This window comes from Romboutsia maritimum, from assembly GCF_002251085.2.
Taxonomy (GTDB): domain Bacteria; phylum Bacillota; class Clostridia; order Peptostreptococcales; family Peptostreptococcaceae; genus Romboutsia_B; species Romboutsia_B maritimum.
Window position 1 is genome coordinate 17498 of record NZ_NOJZ02000025.1, and the last position, 19828, is coordinate 37325.

The window sequence follows — 19828 nt, forward strand, 5'->3', positions numbered from 1 at the left end:
CAAGAGTAGATTAATAAAACTGCTTTTGGATGGGCCTCTTTATTTAATTTCATACTAAATGTATAATAGTTACTAATTAAGTTAATTATAGAAACATTATTTGTTTGTAGGAGAATAGATATGGAAAGAATAGAAGGAATGGTAAGTGACATAGTCTTTAAAAATGAAGATAATGGATATACTATAGCTCATTTAGCAAATGAAAAAGATGAAGTAGTTATAGTGGGATGTATGCCTACTTTAGCAATTGGAGAAAGTATAGAAGTACAAGGCAAATGGGTAAATCATAAAACTTATGGAGCTCAATTTGAAGTTAATAAATTTATGCCTGTTACCCCATCTTCATTAGAGGGTATCTATGTATACTTATCTTCAGGGATGATACATGGAATAGGGGAAAAAATGGCTAAAAGGATTATAGATAAGTTTGGAGTTAATACTTTAGAAGTAATTCAAAATACCCCAGAACGTTTAGAGGAAGTAGAAGGTGTAGGTAAAAAAAAGGTAAAACAAATAGTCAAAAGCTATGAAGAAAATAGAGATCTTAGAAATATTATAATAGAATTATCGCCTTATGGGATTACACCTAATTACTGTTTGAAAATATATAAAAAATATAAAAATAAAGCAATAGATGTTATAAACCAGAATCCATATAGGCTAGCAGAAGATATAAGAGGAATAGGTTTTAAAATCGCTGATAATATTGCTTCAAAAATAGGGATAGATAAACATTCAAAAGACAGAATAGAGCAAGGCATTTTATATGCACTACACCAATCATTAAGCAATGGAAATACATATTTACCGAAACATATATTAATTGAAGAATCTAGTAAAATATTAGATATTAAAGGTTCTATAATAGAAGAATGTATAATGGGACTAGCTTATGACCAAAAGGTTCATATAGAAAAAAGTAAAGATAATTATCTAGTATATTTAATACCTTATTACATATCTGAAAATGGAGTTTGCAAACAAATAATAAAATTGTCTCAATGTGAATTTGAAGATTTAAAAATAGATATTGAAAAAGAAATTCAAGTAGTAGAAAAGGAAGATGATATTAAATTAGCTCAAAATCAAATTTTGGCTGTTAAAGAAGCTATAAATGGTGGAGTAGTTATAATAACAGGAGGACCAGGGACGGGAAAAACTACTACTATAAATACAATAATAAAAATATTTGAAAATAACAACAAAGAAGTAGTTTTAGCAGCACCAACAGGTAGAGCGGCAAAGAGAATGAGCGAGACCTCAAACAAAGAAGCTAAAACGATACATAGACTGTTAGAAATGGGATATGCAACAGATAGTGAAGAGTTGTTATTTTTTAAAGATGAAGAAGATCCTATAAAAGCTGATGTTGTAATATTAGATGAAGTATCAATGGTAGATATTTTATTAATGTATAGCTTGCTTAGAGCTATAAAACCAGGAACTAGAGTTATTTTAGTTGGAGATAGTGACCAATTACCGTCTGTAGGAGCAGGAAATGTATTAAAAGATATGATTGATTCAGATGTTATAAATGTGGTTAGATTAAATGAGATATTTAGGCAAGCTCAAGAAAGTATGATTGTAGTAAATGCCCATAGAATTAATAATGGAGAACCATTGCATTTAAATAGTAAAAATAAAGATTTTTTCTTTATAAAGAAAAATACAAATGAAGAAATTTTAAATGAAATAATAGGATTAGTAAACGAAAGGTTACCTAAATTCTATAAGTTAGATAAATTAAAAGATATACAAGTCTTAGCATCTATGAGAAAAGGTGATTTAGGCGTGACCAATCTTAATACAGAATTACAAAAGTATCTTAATAAACCTGATAAATTTAAAGTTGAAGAAAATTTTGCTAAAAGAGTATTTAGAGTTGGCGATAAAGTTATGCAAATAAAAAATAATTACACAAAAAAATGGGAAACAGAGGATCAAAGTGATAGTGGAGAAGGTGTATATAATGGAGATATTGGTTATATATACCATATAGAGAAAGATAAAAAAATTGTTTATGTTATTTTTGATCAAATAAAAATAGTATCTTATAGATATGATGAACTAGACGAACTAGATCATAGTTTTTGTACAACGATACATAAGAGCCAAGGAAGCGAATTTCCAGTAGTAGTTATACCTATAACTTGGGCACCTCCTATGCTGTTAAGTCGTAATTTAATATATACAGCTGTAACAAGAGCAAAGAAATTAGTTGTATTAGTTGGAGATGTAAAGTATTTAGAATATATGATTAAAAATAATAAAACTAATGAAAGATATTCTAATCTTTCTGAAAAATTAATTAAATTTAAAAAAGAAGGGTTGTTGTTAAAATAAAAATGAAAAAATATATTAATAGTTTATATAAAACTTTTAATAACATATTTGAGACATTTTTAGATTTTATATATCCAGAAAATATAACTTGTATAATTTGTAATAAACCTGTAAAAAAGAATAATACTTATTCAATGTGTAAAAATTGTTTTGATGAGTTACACTTCATATTAGATGGATGCAGAAAATGTGGGAAGCCAATAATTAATCATTCTTTAGAAAAACAAGATATAGAAGGATGTAGCTATTGTTTTAATAAAAATTTTTATTTTGATAAAGCTATATCGTGTATAGAGTATAATGATATGAGTAAAAAAATGGTATTATCTTTAAAATATAATAATAAAACTTATATGAGTAAGTATATTGCAAGTATAATGAAAGATAAGTTAGAAATAGAAAATATTAACTTTGACTATATATTATTTGTTCCATTACATAAAATAAGATTAAGAAGAAGAGGGTTTAATCAATCTGAAAAAATAGCTGTGTATTTAGGGAAAATAACAAAGAAACCAGTAATAAATATAATAGATAGAAAAAAGTATACAAAAAAATTATATAAGTTAAATAAAAAAGAAAGAGAAAAAGAATTAAAAGAAGCTTTTTCATTAAAAGATAATGGTAGTATTAAAAATAAAAATGTTATCGTAGTTGATGATATATTTACAACAGGAACTACTGTAAATGAAATAAGTAAGCTTTTAAAAAATCATGGAGTTAGTCAGGTCTTTATAATAACTCTACTAACTAAAAATATTGATACATATGTTAAGGCATAAATTTCTATTGACATATCATTTCTAAAATATTAAAATAAGTAAGTGATATTTTAGGTCTGTGGTTGAAAGTCCAAGCCAGTCGCAGGCAAAGGGATCCACGTAAGTTAACCCTAAAAATTGGGTTGATGATCATGGTGCGGCTTAGAAGTAAGTCCTACCGATAATAAAATCGAGAGAGTTAATAGTGCGGCGAACCCAAGCAAAAGCTCCAGTAGGCGAGTGTGGGGTCAAAAACCAGGTCAGCTAAATTATCCATAAAGTACCTTTATAAGGTGCTTTTTTTTTATAAAAACAAATACTTTACATATATAAGTTAATCATTTCCATAAAAACAAATTTATGATAAATAAAAATATAAAATAATAATTTATGACAGCAATACACAAATTAGTAACAGCTAATAAGTAGAATTGTGGATATATAAATTTAGCCAAATATTAGAAAATGCACAATATAAAGAGTTATTAACAGTTTTATCCACACTATCCACAGAATAACACGTTTAAATTAATCCACATACTAATATGGAAAGAATAGTATGAATTAATATTTTTTGATTGAATAATAAAAATTATAAAAGTTAACAATAAAAATAGAGGATTAAATAAATTGATGTAGAATAATTATTTAAAGTATAAATTTTATACTGTCATAACTGAAGGGAGATGTTCTTATGAATATAATAATATCTGGAAAACAAATGGAGTTAACAAATAGTATAAAGAATTCAATTGAAGAAAAAATAGGAAAATTAGACTACTACATTCATCCAGAAACACAAGTAAAAGTTACTGTTAGTGCTAAAAAATCTAGACAGAAGGTAGAAGTAACTATAATCCCTATAAGTGGACCAATAATTAGAGCTGAAGATAGTGAAGAAAATTTATACGCAGCGATAGATGTTGTATATGATAAGTTAAATAAACAATTAAGAAGATACAAGAATAGATTACAAGATAGACACCAAGACAATAAAAGTATTAGATATCAAAATGAAGATGAAAGTGAAGCATTAGATATCGAAAATGAAAATCATGAGTTTGATATAGTGATTAAAAGACATAAAAAATTTGATATGAAACCAATGAGTAAAGAAGAAGCAATCTTACAAATGGAATTAATTAGCCATGATTTCTATATGTTTAGAAATATAGATACAGATGAAATTTCTACAGTTTATAAACGTAAAAATGGAGGTTATGGAGTAATAGAACATGAGTAAAAAAGTTTACTTTAAATATTAAGATAATTTTATTTAATATAAAAGCTATCGATAGATTTAATTATCGATAGCTTTTTAATGTTTGATTATTATATAGATAAATGTAAATTTCAATATTAATATAAAATAAGATGTTTTTATGGTAAAATGTATAATAGTATAAAAAACGTGCGAGGAGAGATGTTGAACATGGGCTTTTTAGATAATTTATTTAATATGGCTGATAAAAAAGAATTAAAAAAATTTAATAAAATCGTTGATACAATAGACTCATTAGAACCTAAATTTGAATCTATGTCAGATAAAGAATTAAAAAATATGACTAATGTATTCAAAGAAACATTAAGTAATGGAGCGAGTATAGATGATGTATTGCCGGAAGCCTTTGCAGTAGTTAGAGAGGCATCTAAAAGAGTATTAGGGATGAGACATTATAGAGTTCAGCTTATAGGTGGTATTGTTCTACATCAAGGTAGAATAGCTGAAATGAAAACAGGTGAAGGTAAAACATTAGTTGCAACTGCACCAGTTTATTTAAATGCTCTTACAGGTAAAGGGGTTCACGTAGTTACAGTAAATGATTATTTAGCTAAGCGTGATAAAGAGCAAATGGCAAAATTATATGAATTCCTAGGAATGACAGTAGGGGTAATAGTTCATGGACAAAATTCTAAAGTTAGACGTGAACAGTATGAATGTGATATAACTTATGGAACAAACAATGAATATGGATTTGATTATCTAAAAGATAACATGGTAATACATAAAGAACAAATGGTTCAAAGAGAACTAAATTATGCAATTGTAGATGAGGTTGACTCTATATTAATAGATGAAGCTAGAACTCCTCTTATAATATCTGGACCTGGGGATAAGTCTACACATTTATATTCAGATGCTAATACGTTTGTACTTACGTTAAAAGAAGATGACTATGAAGTAGATGAAAAACAAAAGGCAGTATCTTTAACAGATTCAGGTATACAAAAGTCAGAAGTATATTTTAATGTTGAAAACATAACTGATATATCTCATACAGAATTATATCATCATATAAATCAAGCATTAAAAGCACATAAAATAATGAAAAGAGATGTTGATTATGTGCCTAAAGATGGAGAAATAGTAATAGTTGATGAATTTACAGGAAGACTTATGTTTGGAAGAAGATATTCAGAAGGATTACATCAAGCTATAGAAGCTAAAGAAGGATTAAAAATCCAAAGAGAATCAAAAACATTAGCAACTGTAACATTCCAAAATTATTTTAGAATGTATAATAAACTTTCAGGTATGACAGGTACAGCAAAAACTGAAGAGGAAGAATTAAAAGCGATATATAGAATGGATGTTGTACAAATCCCTACTAATAAGCCAATCTTAAGACTAGATTTAGCTGACTCTGTATACAAAAATGAAAGAGGTAAGTTTAATGCAGTAGTTGAAGATATAATAGAAAGACATCAAGTAAAACAACCAATACTTGTTGGTACAGTTTCAATAGAAAAATCTGAATTATTATCTCAACTTTTAAAAAGAAGAGGCGTTAAACATGAGGTATTAAATGCCAAACATCATGATAAAGAAGCCGAAATAATAGCTCAAGCAGGTAGATTAGGTTCTGTAACAATAGCTACTAATATGGCAGGTCGTGGTACAGATATAGTTTTAGGTGGTAACCCTGTATTTTTAACTAAGAAAGAAATGAAAAAATTAGGATATGATGAGATTACAATAAATAAAGTTGATTCACCTATAGATGGTTTACCAATAGAAGGAAATGAAGAGCTACATAAGGCTAGAAAAGAATATGAAAATTTACATGAAAAATATAAAAAACAAACAGAACAAGAACAAGACGAAGTTATAAAAGCTGGTGGTCTTGCTATAATAGGTACAGAAAGACATGAGTCTCGTAGAATAGATAATCAGTTAAGAGGTCGTGCTGGTCGTCAAGGTGACCCAGGTAGTTCAAGATTCTATATAGGATTAGATGATGATCTTATGAGGCTATTTGGAAGTGAAAGAATATCAGGAATGGTCGAAAAGATAGGTTTAGAAGAAGATATGCCAATAGAGCATAAAATTTTAACTAAATCAATAGAAGGTGCTCAAAAGAAAGTTGAAGGAAAGAACTTTGGAATAAGAAAACACGTACTTCAATATGATGATGTTATGAATAAACAAAGAGAAATAATATATGCTGAAAGAAGAAGAGTACTTCAAGGTGAAAACTTACAAGAACAAATACAAGGAATGATAAAATCTATAATAGAAAAAACAGCAAACCTTTATACTGGTGAAGCTGAGTTTAATGTTGATGGATTCAAGGATCATTTATATCATTTATTTATGCCAAAAGGAAGTATAGAAATTCCTGATATGGTAAAACTTAAACTTGATGAAATAGTAGAAAAAACTTACGACATAGCTATGAAAATGTACAATGGAAAAGAAGATAGAATAGGATCAGAAAGAATGAGAGAAGTTGAAAGAGTAATACTTCTTCAAGCTGTAGATAGCCATTGGATGGATCATATAGATGCTATGGATCAATTACGTCAAGGAATAGGACTTCGTGCTATAGGACAACAAGATCCAGTTGTTGCATATAAAATGGAAGGTTTTGATATGTTTGATGAAATGACTCAGCATATTCAAGAAGATACAATTAAATATTTATTCAATATAACTGTAGAAGAACCAGTAGAAAGAAAACAAGTTATAGATGTAGATAACTTATCTGCTAATGGTAGTGAAGAATCACAAAATAAAACAGTTAGAAAAGATGAACATATAGGAAGAAATGATGATTGTCCTTGTGGAAGTGGGAAAAAATATAAAAAATGTTGTGGAAAGTAATTTTGGAGGATTAAATGTTAAACATACAAGATTATAGACATAGTGTAGAAAAGATGTCCTCAAATTTAGAAGAATTGAGGGTTTCTCTTTGACATTGCTAATTTATTAGATAAAATTAAGCAAAATGAAGAAAAAATGAGTGATCAAGATTTTTGGAATGACAATGATTTAGCTCAAAAAATTCTTCAAGAGAATAAAATATTAAAAGATACTGTAGATGAATATAATAGTTTAAAAGAAAGCCTAGAAGAAATAGAAATATTAATAGAAATAGGACAAGAAGAAAATGATTCATCTATTGAAAAAGAAATAGAAAAGTCTATAGAAACACTTGAAAAGGGAATAGATGATATAAGAATAAAAACTCTTTTAAGTGGTGAATATGATAAAAATAATGCAGTATTGTCTATAAATGCAGGTACAGGAGGATTAGATGCTCAAGATTGGGCTCAAATGCTTTTAAGAATGTATATAAGATGGGCAGAAAGTAAAGATTATAAGGTTAAACTTTTAGATATACTATCAGATCCAGAGGCAGGTATAAAAAGTGCTACATTGTTAATAGAAGGATTAAATGCATATGGATACCTTAGAAGTGAAAAAGGTGTTCATCGTATTGTAAGGATATCTCCATTTGATCCATCTGGAAAAAGACATACTTCTTTTGCATCTATAGATGTTACACCAGAGCTAGATGATAGTATAGATATTGAGATAAATCCATCTGATTTAAAGATAGACACATATAGGGCTTCAGGTGCAGGGGGACAACATGTAAATACTACAGATTCAGCTGTAAGAATAACACATATCCCTACAGGTGTAGTTGTCCAATGCCAAAATGAAAGATCTCAGCATATGAATAAAGATAGAGCTATGAGAATGCTTATGGCTAAACTTATAGAACTAAAAGAATTAGAACAAAAAGAAAAGATAGAAGATATACAAGGAAAATACTCTCAAATAACTTGGGGAAGTCAAATAAGATCTTATGTTTTCCAACCATATAAGTTAGTAAAGGATCATAGAACTAATGCAGAGGTTGGAAATGTAGATAGTGTTATGGATGGAAGTCTAGATTTATTCATAAATGAATATTTAAAAATGAATAAAATGAAGAAGTAGTTTATAAAAAGGGCTTGAGAATTTAATTCTTAAGCCTTATTTTAAGCAACTTTATATTTTTAATGAAAGAGGTAGTGTTATGAATATTAATGAAATGTTAAAAAAAGAATTCAATCTTAGAGATGAACAAATAAATAATACTATAAAGCTTATAGATGATGGAAATACAATTCCTTTTATCGCTAGATATAGAAAAGAAATGACAGGAGAAATGAGTGATGTTATTTTAAGACAATTCTATGATAAATTAGTATATTTAAGAAACTTACAAAGTAGAAAAGATGATGTATTAAGGATAATAGAAGAACAAGGCAAACTTACTGAAGAAATAAAAATTAGTGTAAATAAAGCAAAAACTCTTCAAGAAGTAGAAGATATATATGCTCCATTTAAACAAAAGAAAAGAACAAGAGCAACTATAGCAAAAGAAAAAGGATTAGAACCATTAGCATTAAAAATTCTAAATGAAAATATAGATAATTTAGAAATAGAGGCTAAAGATTATATAAATGAAGAAAAAGAAGTTAACTCTATAGACGATGTATTAAAAGGTACAAAAGATATAATAGCGGAGATTATTTCAGATGATGCTAAAATAAGAAAGTACATAAGAGACATTGCATTAAAAGAAGGTATGTTAATCACTAAGAATACAACTGAAGAAAAATCTGTATATGATATGTATTACGATTATAGTGAATGTGTAAAAAACATAGCTCCTCATAGGGTTTTGGCTATAAATAGAGGAGAAAAAGAAGATTTCCTAAAAGTTAAGTTAGAAATTAATACTGATAAAGTATTAAATTATATAATAGATAAATATTTGAGTAAAGAAAATTTAAAAAATAAAGAAGAAATAATTTCATCAATAGAAGATTCTTATAAAAGACTAATTTTTCCATCAATAGAGAGAGAAGTTAGAAATCACTTAACAGAAATAGCTCAGGAGAGAGCAATAAGTGTATTTGGTAAAAATATAAAAAGTTTATTACTGCAACCACCAGTAAAAGATAAAGTTGTAATGGGGTTTGACCCTGCGTTTAGAACTGGATGTAAAATTGCAGTAGTAGATAAAAATGGAAAATTACTTGAAACTACAACAGTGTATCCTACAGAACCACAAAATAATGTAGAGGGTGCTAAGAAAACTCTAAAAGAATTAATACAAAAATATGGAGTTAATATTATAGCTATAGGAAATGGAACAGCATCAAGAGAATCTGAAAAATTTGTATCTGATATGATAAAAGAAATAGATACACAAGTACAGTATGTAATAGTAAGTGAAGCTGGAGCATCTGTTTATTCAGCATCAGAACTTGCAACTGAAGAACATCCGGATATAAATGTTTCATTAAGAGGAGCGATATCAATAGGAAGAAGATTACAAGATCCTTTAGCAGAACTTGTAAAAATAGAACCTAAAAGTATAGGTGTGGGTCAATATCAGCATGATTTAAATAAGAAGAGATTAGAAGAAGTTTTAGATGGAGTTGTAGAGGATTCAGTTAATAGCGTTGGACTAGATTTAAATACAGCATCATATTCTTTATTAGAGCATATTGCAGGTGTTAGTAAGAGTATAGCAAAAAATATAATTACATTTAGAGAAGAAAATGGTGATTTTACATCAAGAGCGCAACTTAAAAAAGTTAAAAAATTAGGGCCTAAAGCATTTACTCAATGTGCAGGATTTATGAGAATATTAGATGCTAAAAATCCGTTAGATAATACAGGTGTCCATCCAGAAAGTTACGATATATGCAAAAAAATGTTAGAGATGATAGGATACTCATTAGATGATGTAAAAAATAAAAATATCAATGACATAGATGAAAGACTAAGTAAAATAGGCTTGAAAAATTTAAGTCAAAACCTAGAAGTTGGAGAAGTAACATTAAAAGATATTATAGATGAAATTAAAAAGCCAGGAAGAGATCCAAGAGAAGGAGGTATAAAGCCTATACTCAGAACGGATGTATTAAAAATAGAAGATATACAAGAAGGAATGATATTAAAAGGAACGGTAAGAAATGTAGTAGATTTTGGAGCATTTGTAGATATTGGAATAAAGAATGATGGTTTAGTTCATAAATCTCAAATGAGTAATGTATTTGTAAAAGATCCTATGAATATAGTTACAGTAGGAGATGTAGTAGATGTAAAAGTAATAGGAATAGATTTAAATAAGCAAAGAGTATCTTTATCTATGAAGATATAATATACGATATATATACGAGGAGGAGATTAGATGATATTTATAAAAAATGGAACTATAAATACAATAACTAACGGAATTATTGAAGGGAACATACTTATAAAAAATGGAAAGATAGTAGAAATAGGACAGGATATAGTACAGCCATTAGATGCAACGGTTATAGATGCTAGTGAGAAATTAGTATTTCCAGGTTTTATAGATGCGCACACTCATTTAGGACTTTGGGAAGATGGAATGGGATTTGAAGGTGCTGATGGAAATGAAGAAACAGATCCTATAACTCCTCAATTAAATCCAATAGATGGAATAAATCCTATGGATAGAACTTTTGAGGAAGCGGTAGCAGGTGGAATAACATCAGTATGTACTACTCCTGGGAGTGCGAATGTAATGGGAGGACAATGTATAGCTATAAAAACATTTGGAAGAAGAATAGATAAAATGGTTATAAAAAATCCTGTTGCCTCAAAAATAGCATTTGGAGAAAATCCAAAAAGCTGTTATGGAAGAGATGAAAAAACTCCTCAAACTAGAATGGCAATAGCTTCTTTACTTAGAGAAAATTTAAAAAAAGCTGAAGAATACTTAGAAGAAATAGAGTTATACGAAGAGCATGAGGATCATGACAAGCCAGAATATGATATAAGAATGGAAAGTTTAGTTCCTGTGTTAAAAGGAGAAATACCATTTAAAGTACATGCTCACAGAGCAGATGATATGTTTACAGCAATAAGAATAGCAAAAGAATTTAATTTAAATCTTACTTTAGACCATTGTACAGAAGGACATCTTATAGTAGATGAATTAGTAGAAGAAGGATATCCTGTAATAGTAGGGCCATCTCTTTCTGAAAGATCTAAAATAGAACTAAGAAATTTAACATTTGATACTGCTGGAGTTTTATCTAATGCAGGAATGAATGTATCTTTAATGACAGACCATCCTGTAATACCAGTACAATATCTTCCAGTATGTGCAGGTATAGCAGTTAAACATGGTATGAAAAAAGAAAAGGCATTAGAGGCAATAACAATAAATCCTGCGAAAACTTTAGGAATTGATGATAGAGTAGGATCGATAGAAATAGGAAAAGATGCAGATATAGTAATCTGGGATGAGTCCCCTTTAAAAGTTGAAAGTAATGTACTATTTACAATAATAGATGGAAAAATAGTATACACAAAAACAAAATAAAATATAAATAAATTAAATCATATAATTTATATTTTACATTAATTACAGTTGACGTAATGGAACTAATTGATTATCCTATATAATATAGGAAAATTAAATAGCTGTTGAAGATCTTCGGGGCAGGGTGAAATTCCCTACCGGCGGTATAGCCCGCGAGCTACTTATTTGTAGCATGACTTGGTGAAATTCCAAGGCCGACAGTAAAGTCTGGATGAGAGAAGAGAGTTATACACTATTACTAAGTTTTTATTAATATGTGTACTTTAGTTTATCGAAACTATATCCATAAATTAAGCTCGAAGATGAAGTCTTCGAGCTATTTTTATTTTTCCAATATATATAAATTGGGAGGTAATATTTATGCAAGAAGCAGTAAAAAGAAACAAAGGTATGTCAACAAAAAATTTAGTAAAGGTAGCTATTTTATCAGCTATAGCATATATGTTGATGTTTATATCAATGCCAATTCCAGGTATATTTCCAGATTTTCTTAAAATAGATATATCAGATATACCAGCGATATTTGGTGGAATGGCAATGGGACCTATTGCAGGTTTTGTAATAGTAATAGTAAAAAATTTATTACAATTAATAACAGCTACTACAACAGGTGGAATAGGTGAATTTGCAAATATATTAATAGGTGGAACTTATGTTTATATAATTTGTTTTGCATACAATAAAAGAAGTGATATAAAAGGAGTTATAATTGGTGGTATTATAGGAACTGTAGTTATGACTATCGTAGGATGTCTTATGAATTATTATATAATGTTACCTTTCTATGGGAATTTAATGGGATTAGATGCTATTATTAATATGGGAACCGCTTTAAATCCTAAAGTGAATGATTTATTTACATTTGTAATATGGATGATAGCTCCATTTAATATAGTAAAAGCAATGTTAATGACTTTTGTAACATTACCTTTATATAAGAAAATGTCAAAAATACTTATGAAGTAATTAAATAATTGAAATTATTAAAGGTCTATCTAAAAAATTATATTTTAAGATAGACTTTTTTAATTGCAAATAAATAAATAATCATTTAAAAGTAAAAACAAGAAGGGTGATTTAATGTAAAAATATATGAAAATATGGTAAAATTTAAGAGTATGTAAATTTCTTATATTTAGTATTGATTTTGTCTATATATAACAAAATTTTTTACTAAAGATAAGAAATTTTTTTTGAGAATAGGGAGGGGTTTATGCTTAAAGTTGTTATTTGTGAGGATGATTTTGTGTTTAGAGATACTTTAAATGAGTATTTAGAAGTTATACTCAAAGAGATAACTAATCAATTTGAAATTATTACGTTTAATTGTGGGGAGGATTTAGTTGAAAATTATCCTGAAGATGTAGATATATTTTTTCTAGATATAGAAATGAACAAACTTACAGGAATGGATGTAGCTAGAAAAATTAGGGAAGTAGATGATAATTCAGAGATAATTTTTACAACAGGAGTAATAAACTATGTTCAAGATGGATATGAGGTTAGAGCATATAGGTATTTATTAAAACCAATTCAATTTGAGCTTCTAAAAGAGCATGTAAATTCGTGTATAAAAGATATTATAAAAAGAAATGAAAATAATATAGTTATTCAAAATAAAGGGTGCATATATAAACTTAGAATAGATGAAATTACTTTTGTTGAAGTAATAAATAAAGACATAATTATACATACTATAAATCAAAGTTATAACACAAAAACAAATATGAAAATTATAGAAAAAGAATTAATTAAATATAACTTTTATAGATGTCACAATAGTTTTTTAGTTAATATGAAATATGTTGAATATATAAAACAAAGTACTATTCTAGTTAATAGCGTAGAAATTCCAGTTAGTAGATACAGGATTAAAAAGTTTAAAACTAAGTTACTATCAGTATTGGGGGATATAATATGTTAAATAGTGATTTATTTTGGAATATAACTATATTTATATCTACAATAATAGAATGGATAGTCTTTAAATTTGTTTTAGATGAACTTAATGAGCATAAAAAAGATAAGTTAATTATAAATACAGCAATTATTTTAAATATTATTTTAATAACATTTTTAAATATAATAAATATAAATTCTAACATTAAGCTGGCTATAGGAATAAGTATAGGTTATATATTTTATATTTATAATTATAAAGCTACGATATTTAAGGGATTAATTATAAATTTAGTATATTGGATGATACTAGTAGGAGTAGATTTAATTAGTGTTAATATTATATTAATGATAACCGAAATAGACAGCATTTCTGGATTATTAAAAAATAATATATTTAGATTAGAACAAATAGTTATATCTAAATTATTGATAGTATCAATTATTCCGATAGTAAAGAATTTGAAATATAATATAGAACTTAAAAAAATCGAAGCTTTTCATGTAATTATTCCAATTATAGCAAACATATTAAGTGTAGTTGTAATATTTACATTGGAGATGGAGTCTGTAAATAAATCTTATGAACAAAAAATAACACTATTAATTGTATCAAGTATACTGATTTTATCAAATATATCATTGATAAAAATTATAGGAAGTATAGTAAAGAGTAATACTATAAAAATGGAAAATAAGTTAATAAGAGAGAAAATGGATATACAATATCATCATTATTTAACTATGCAAGAATCTCAACTGAAAGTAAGAAAATTATATCATAATATGAATAACCATATCGTATGTATAAAAAAATTATATAAAGGCCATGATGATGCTAATATATATATAGAAAATTTAAAAAATGAATTAAACTGTTGGGAATCTGTAATTTCAACAGAAAATATGATTTTAGATATTATAGTTAATGAAAAAAAGAATATTTGCAATATAAATAATATAGATTTTGACGTAGATATTAATTTTTCAAAATGTGAGTTCATAGATATGATAGATATTTGCAGTATATTTTCTAATATGATAGATAATGCAATAGAAGCATGTATGAAACTCAATGACACAGAGAGGTTTATTAGGATAAAAGGAACTATTGTAAAAAGGATTTTCGTAGTAAAATGTGAAAATAGTAAGATAAATCAGATTAAATTAAGAAAAAATAAAATAATAACTGATAAAACAGATTCATTTTCACATGGACTAGGAATTAAAAGTATAAAAAGTTCTGTACAAAAATATGATGGAGAAGTTTCTGTAGATTTTTCAAAAGATAAATTTGTAATACAGATTTATATACCTTTAAGATGAAAAATTACTATTTACATAATTTATTTCGTAAAAAAAAATAAAAATTATAAGATGACGCTATCACTAAGCAGGGGTCATCTTATTTAAATTCTACTGATATCTATAATTTTTATAGTAATTTATAGAATTGTCTATTCCTATTTCAAGACCATCGAAATTATTATAAGTTTTAAAATTAACCTCATACCTATTATTTCTTCATAATTTTGTTAAGTCCCTCCTAGTACTATTTTTGAATAAATCCATCCATACACCCAATCATCATCTTATTATCAGACTCATAATCTAGGCGTAGCCTACTAGCTATTTATTCTGGCAACTAACTATTAGATAATACATTTTCAATATGATTTAACAACTTAGTATTTTATGATTTGCACTTAGCGCCATACTTCAGTCGTGCTTTATCGTATTTTTCATGAGGAATAAAATGACAGTTACACCTATAAAACTGCTAGTTGCACCAAAAATATTGAAAAATAAAAGATAGAATGCTATTTTTAACATATAAGATTTAAATGAGACATAAATAATCGAATCTTGTATATAATACTATTTTTATTAATAATAAAATATTGGATTTAATATTAATCATAGAAGAAAAGAAAATGGATTATATTTTAAATCAATTGTATTACGGATGTGTATTAGAAAATCTAAGATATAACGCTAGTAGAGATATCTACTACATTATATAAAAAAATCATACAAACTATGGAGGTAAAATAGGATTAAAGAAAAAGTGGAATTAAAAGATAGGGAAGTTAATGATTATGATTCATGTCGTCATAAATGGAATGCCGATCACATAGTAGGACAACAAGATTGCAATACTGATTGTACTGTGTGTGGAAAAGATAAGTATGGTCGTAAAATACTACAGAGTGCATTTGGAACAGCTGTTAAATAAGCAGTCGATTATCTAACAAGGAATCGACTGCTTAAAAACTATATAATCAAATTTAAAAGAAGAGGAATAATTATGGAATACTTAAGATTATCAAGAAAATATTTCAAGCAAAATATAAGAACTTTTTATTTGTTGATACTTTCAATAGCAATTGGTGTAGCTTTAGTATTTTCTTTTCAAGTTGCTAAAAGAAGTCAGGCTATTAATAATATGAATTATATTAATGAAATTTCTCCTACATATAATGCAGAAGCAAGAAACCTAGATATAAAAACTACAGAATTATTAAAGAATAATGAAAATGTAAAAAGTATAGAAATATCTAAAAACTTTGGACAATTTATTTATAATAAAACAGGAAATGCACTTTTTTTAAATGAATACAATGCTAACATAATTAAATCATCTAAACTTAAATTAACTGAAGGTAGAGAACCTAAAAATTCAAATGAAATTATCATAAATAAGGAATTAGCATCTAGTAGCAATTTGAAAATCGGAGATAGTATAAATGGATTTATAAGAAAAGAATACATATCAAATGGAAGTAATGATTTATTTATGAACAATAAAAGTTTTAAAATAGTTGGAATTATTCAACCAAAGTACGATACAGGCCAAATGGAAATATATACCACTTTAGGCAAGGAAGAGAACTTAATACCTAAAGAAGCCATAGGTTATGATAGCATAATAAATCTTAAGAGTGGATTTAGCGATTTATTATCAAATGTCAACAAGATTGGAAGAGATGTTGGAGAATCTCAAAATACAATTTTAGCAAATGAACTACATCAGAGATTAATAGAAGAGATAAATTCTGAAAGTATTGAAAGTCCTGATTTAGAAAAAGTAATTATAGCAAGTATTTTATTTGTTACAAGTGTATTTGGTCTATTTATGAGAAAAAGACTTAAGGATATTGGTTTAATAAGAATAGTAGGAGGAAGCAAAAGAGGATTTAGTTTATCTATAATATTTGAACATTTATTGATTGCTTTTTTAGGATGTGCACTAGGTTTAATTTTAGGATATATTATAGCGATTTTCTTAAATAAATATGTTTATTTATCATCAATTGAATCTGTTGTATCAGTAGAAAATAGACAATTATACTTAAAATGGAAAGATGTAAATTTAGCAATTAAATTATCATTAGCTAATGTTAGTATATCTATAATAATTCAGCTAATTGCACTAAACTTTAGTGAAAAACTTGACCTTATTAAAGAGAAAAACTGTTTTGACAAAAAAATTGAAAAGATAAGTCTTTCAAGAATGAATCTATGTTTTATAAAAAAAATAACAACTAAACTCGCTTTAAAAAACTTTACTAGAAGTTTTATTCCTATGAGCATATCAATAATTGTTGTTATGCTAGCAAGTGGACGATGGATTGATTTGTCAATAACACAAAATATGAATAAAAGTGAGATTCCTACTAGAGCTATTTCTAGTTTTCAGTCAAGAGATAATAAGCTTACAAAAAACGTCTATTATGATTGTTTATATGGAATAAACGAAAATGATTTACAAAAACTAAAAAATATAGATGGAGTAAGCAATATATTAAAATTAAAAAATTTCGACGGTTATGGTGTAATTCCACAAGATATGTTAAGCGATGAAATAAAGTCAAACAATAATGAACAAGATAGCTCAGATGAGTTACTTTTTACTATATCTGGATATGAAAAAGATTATTTAAAAAATAAAGATACATTTTCTAGCGGTGGATATAAAGATTTAGATAAAAATGAATTATCAGCTTTAATAACTGAAAATTTTTATGATAAATACAATGGACATAAAAATTCAAAAATATTCAAAAATTTAAAAGTTGGAGATATTATAAAAGTTAAATTACCTGTTATGGAAAGTAATTTACAAAAATATAAGATTTTTGATGTTAAAGTTGCTGGAGTTTTAAATGAAAAATGGTGGATGTATAAAGACTCTCCAGGCAAATATGGAGAAATAGTATTTGATATAAATAAACTTAACGATATAACTAATTCTAATACTTATACTACTTTGAAGTTTGACAATTCAGGAAATCTAAACGATATTAAAAGTAGTTTTAATGAAAAAAACTATAGTATTGAAAATATTAAAGATGTTGATGAAAAATATTTAAAAATTCCAGATGAATTTTATTGTCAATTAATAGTTATTACAATATTTTTAATGATAATAGCATTTTCAAATATATATTCGGCTATTAAGGGAAGCATTATGTTACGAAAAAAAGAAATTTCAATTACTAGGGCTCTAGGTGCAAGCCAAAATACTATATATAAAATGATGATAAAAGAATCTTTGATTTATGGATTTATATGTGCAATGGCAGGTTCTGTTTATGGTTTTTTAAGAGCATATAATTATTATGAGCTAAGTGTTAAGGCCTCTAATCAAGTGTCAGGCTTTTCAACTATAAAGTTTGAAATACCTATATTACAGGTGATTATGCTTTTTATGTCAATATTAATATTTTGTTTTATTATAGTTAATATATCACTAAAAACTATTTTAAAAGAAGATATAGTTAATGGAATAAGGAATGGAGAATAAAATATGTTAAATACATGTACAAATAAGATAAAAATAAACTGACAAAATGAGTTATTTTGAAGGAGCAAATATATGAAAAGATTAAAAGTACAAAATTTTAAAAAAGTATATGGAAAAGGTGAAAATAAAGTAATTGCTGTTGATAATATTAATATTGAAATAGAGCCTTGTAAATTTACGGCTATTATAGGAGCAAGTGGATCGGGAAAAAGTACATTACTTCATTGTATGGCAAGGCTAGATAAACCAACTTCAGGAAATGTATTTTTAGATGATATGGATATATATAAGCTAAATGATCATGAACTTTCTAAAATAAGAAGAAATGAGTTTGGATTTATTTTTCAAAGTTTTAATCTTATACCTGTAATAAGTGTATATGACAATATACTTCTTCCAATTTCTCTTGAAGGAAAAAAAGTAGATAAAAAATATATAAATAACCTTATAAATAAACTTGGATTAGATAGTCAAATTAAAAAATTTCCAAATGAACTTTCTGGGGGACAGCAACAAAGGGTTGCTATTGCTCGGGCTCTAGCTAACAAGCCGTCAGTTATATTTGCAGATGAGCCTACAGGTAACCTTGATAGCAAAACAACTAAAGAAGTAATAGAAATACTTAATATATGTGTGAAGGAGTTTAATCAAACACTAGTTATGATAACTCATGATGAAAAAATAGCTGAAATGGCTGACCATATAATAACTATAAGTGATGGAAAAATAATAAATAATAATCTATAAATCGTATATTTAGCATATTAGATGAACCAATAACTATAAAACATGATAACAAAGGAAATAGACTTAAAGAAGATTTTAATGGGGATATAGTTTTTGATGAGGTTGATTTTTCTTATGACGAAGATAAGACTTTAGATAATATTAATGTTAAGTTTGAAAAAGGCAAGATGGCAGCTCTTATTGAATCAAGTGGTTGTGATAAATCAACTATAGTAAATTTATTATTTAGACTATTAAAATATATGTTATAGATAAAGGAAAAGTAATTGAATCAGGGGTTCACGAAGAACTTATATTAAATGAGAATGCATATTATGGTTTGGTTAATGAGCAAAAACAAGAATTAGCACTATCTTAAAATTAAGGGTCTGGCGTACTAAAAAAGAGTGCGAGGCCCTTTTTTTACTCTTAAAATGACAGTTACACCTATAAAGTTACTAGTTGCACCAAAAGTATTGAAAAATAAAAGTTAGAATGCTATTTTAAAATGGACCCTTTGTCAAGGACATTAAAAAAAGAGGGTCATTAAGAAGCTGCTAAAAGCTGATTCCTATATTGTGTAGGAGTCAGCTTTTTTAAGTTCCACTGACATCGGTCATTATTATAATAATCCATATAGTCATCTA

General features: G+C 26.9%; 13 protein-coding genes and 1 riboswitch. Of the genes, 12 read left to right on the top strand and 1 reads right to left on the bottom strand.

What is annotated here, in order from left to right; translation table 11 throughout:
* Positions 1-120 precede the first annotated feature (120 nt).
* The 12 genes from recD2 to CHF27_RS11435 all read left to right on the top strand — a co-directional run bounded on the left by recD2 (position 121) and on the right by CHF27_RS11435 (position 19202).
* A complete protein-coding gene (recD2, locus tag CHF27_RS11380) occupies positions 121-2343 on the top strand; it encodes an SF1B family DNA helicase RecD2 (RefSeq protein WP_095406583.1) in 2223 nt (740 codons plus the stop codon).
* A gap of 2 nt (positions 2344-2345) precedes the next feature.
* Positions 2346-3125 carry a ComF family protein gene (locus CHF27_RS11385; RefSeq protein WP_095406582.1) on the top strand — a complete coding sequence of 260 codons (780 nt, stop codon included), beginning with the start codon at positions 2346-2348 and terminating at the stop codon, positions 3123-3125.
* A gap of 673 nt (positions 3126-3798) precedes the next feature.
* Complete coding sequence (gene hpf, locus CHF27_RS11390) at positions 3799-4347, top strand: ribosome hibernation-promoting factor, HPF/YfiA family (protein ID WP_095406581.1); 549 nt, start codon at positions 3799-3801, stop codon at positions 4345-4347.
* Positions 4348-4536: 189 nt separating this feature from the next.
* Positions 4537-7209, top strand: a complete 2673-nt coding sequence (gene secA / locus CHF27_RS11395; protein WP_095406580.1) for a preprotein translocase subunit SecA — start codon at positions 4537-4539, stop codon at positions 7207-7209.
* Positions 7210-7223: 14 nt separating this feature from the next.
* A protein-coding gene (gene prfB, locus CHF27_RS11400) for a peptide chain release factor 2 (RefSeq protein WP_099045588.1) occupies positions 7224-8334 on the top strand; the annotation gives its coding sequence in 2 pieces (ribosomal slippage) (positions 7224-7298 and positions 7300-8334; 1110 coding nt in all).
* Between the two features lie 79 nt (positions 8335-8413).
* Complete coding sequence (locus CHF27_RS11405; RefSeq protein WP_095406578.1) at positions 8414-10555, top strand: Tex family protein; 2142 nt, start codon at positions 8414-8416, stop codon at positions 10553-10555.
* Between the two features lie 30 nt (positions 10556-10585).
* Positions 10586-11749, top strand: a complete 1164-nt coding sequence (locus tag CHF27_RS11410; protein WP_095406577.1) for an amidohydrolase — start codon at positions 10586-10588, stop codon at positions 11747-11749.
* A 106-nt stretch (positions 11750-11855) separates the two neighbouring features.
* A riboswitch (FMN riboswitch) is annotated at positions 11856-11976 on the top strand.
* A gap of 133 nt (positions 11977-12109) precedes the next feature.
* Positions 12110-12715 carry an ECF transporter S component gene (locus CHF27_RS11415; RefSeq protein ID WP_095406576.1) on the top strand — a complete coding sequence of 202 codons (606 nt, stop codon included), beginning with the start codon at positions 12110-12112 and terminating at the stop codon, positions 12713-12715.
* A gap of 247 nt (positions 12716-12962) precedes the next feature.
* Positions 12963-13673 (top strand): LytR/AlgR family response regulator transcription factor, encoded by a 711-nt coding sequence (locus CHF27_RS11420; RefSeq protein ID WP_095406575.1) that lies wholly within the window; start codon positions 12963-12965, stop codon positions 13671-13673.
* Positions 13667-14974, top strand: a complete 1308-nt coding sequence (locus tag CHF27_RS11425; RefSeq protein ID WP_095406574.1) for a sensor histidine kinase — start codon at positions 13667-13669, stop codon at positions 14972-14974. The genes CHF27_RS11420 and CHF27_RS11425 overlap by 7 nt, the downstream gene beginning before the upstream one ends.
* A 982-nt stretch (positions 14975-15956) precedes the next feature.
* On the top strand, positions 15957-18455 hold the full coding sequence (locus CHF27_RS11430; RefSeq protein ID WP_095406573.1) for an ABC transporter permease: 2499 nt from the start codon (positions 15957-15959) through the stop codon (positions 18453-18455).
* A gap of 72 nt (positions 18456-18527) precedes the next feature.
* Entirely contained in the window at positions 18528-19202 is a 675-nt protein-coding gene (locus CHF27_RS11435) for an ABC transporter ATP-binding protein (protein ID WP_095406572.1), read from the top strand.
* A gap of 525 nt (positions 19203-19727) precedes the next feature.
* On the opposite strand, the gene CHF27_RS11440 is transcribed toward CHF27_RS11435, so the two are convergent.
* A partial coding sequence (locus CHF27_RS11440) for an IS3 family transposase (protein ID WP_147294086.1) occupies positions 19728-19828 on the bottom strand: 101 nt, incomplete at its 5' end.

What these genes read in the sequence shown, in the direction of transcription:
- recD2 (WP_095406583.1), top strand. Translation starts at nt 121, where the DNA reads ATGGAAAGAATAGAAGGAATGGTAAGTGACATAGTCTTTAAAAATGAA.
- CHF27_RS11385 (WP_095406582.1), top strand. Translation starts at nt 2,346, where the DNA reads ATGAAAAAATATATTAATAGTTTATATAAAACTTTTAATAACATATTT.
- hpf (WP_095406581.1), top strand. Translation starts at nt 3,799, where the DNA reads ATGAATATAATAATATCTGGAAAACAAATGGAGTTAACAAATAGTATA.
- secA (WP_095406580.1), top strand. Translation starts at nt 4,537, where the DNA reads ATGGGCTTTTTAGATAATTTATTTAATATGGCTGATAAAAAAGAATTA.
- CHF27_RS11405 (WP_095406578.1), top strand. Translation starts at nt 8,414, where the DNA reads ATGAATATTAATGAAATGTTAAAAAAAGAATTCAATCTTAGAGATGAA.
- CHF27_RS11410 (WP_095406577.1), top strand. Translation starts at nt 10,586, where the DNA reads ATGATATTTATAAAAAATGGAACTATAAATACAATAACTAACGGAATT.
- CHF27_RS11415 (WP_095406576.1), top strand. Translation starts at nt 12,110, where the DNA reads ATGCAAGAAGCAGTAAAAAGAAACAAAGGTATGTCAACAAAAAATTTA.
- CHF27_RS11420 (WP_095406575.1), top strand. Translation starts at nt 12,963, where the DNA reads ATGCTTAAAGTTGTTATTTGTGAGGATGATTTTGTGTTTAGAGATACT.
- CHF27_RS11425 (WP_095406574.1), top strand. Translation starts at nt 13,667, where the DNA reads ATGTTAAATAGTGATTTATTTTGGAATATAACTATATTTATATCTACA.
- CHF27_RS11430 (WP_095406573.1), top strand. Translation starts at nt 15,957, where the DNA reads ATGGAATACTTAAGATTATCAAGAAAATATTTCAAGCAAAATATAAGA.
- CHF27_RS11435 (WP_095406572.1), top strand. Translation starts at nt 18,528, where the DNA reads ATGAAAAGATTAAAAGTACAAAATTTTAAAAAAGTATATGGAAAAGGT.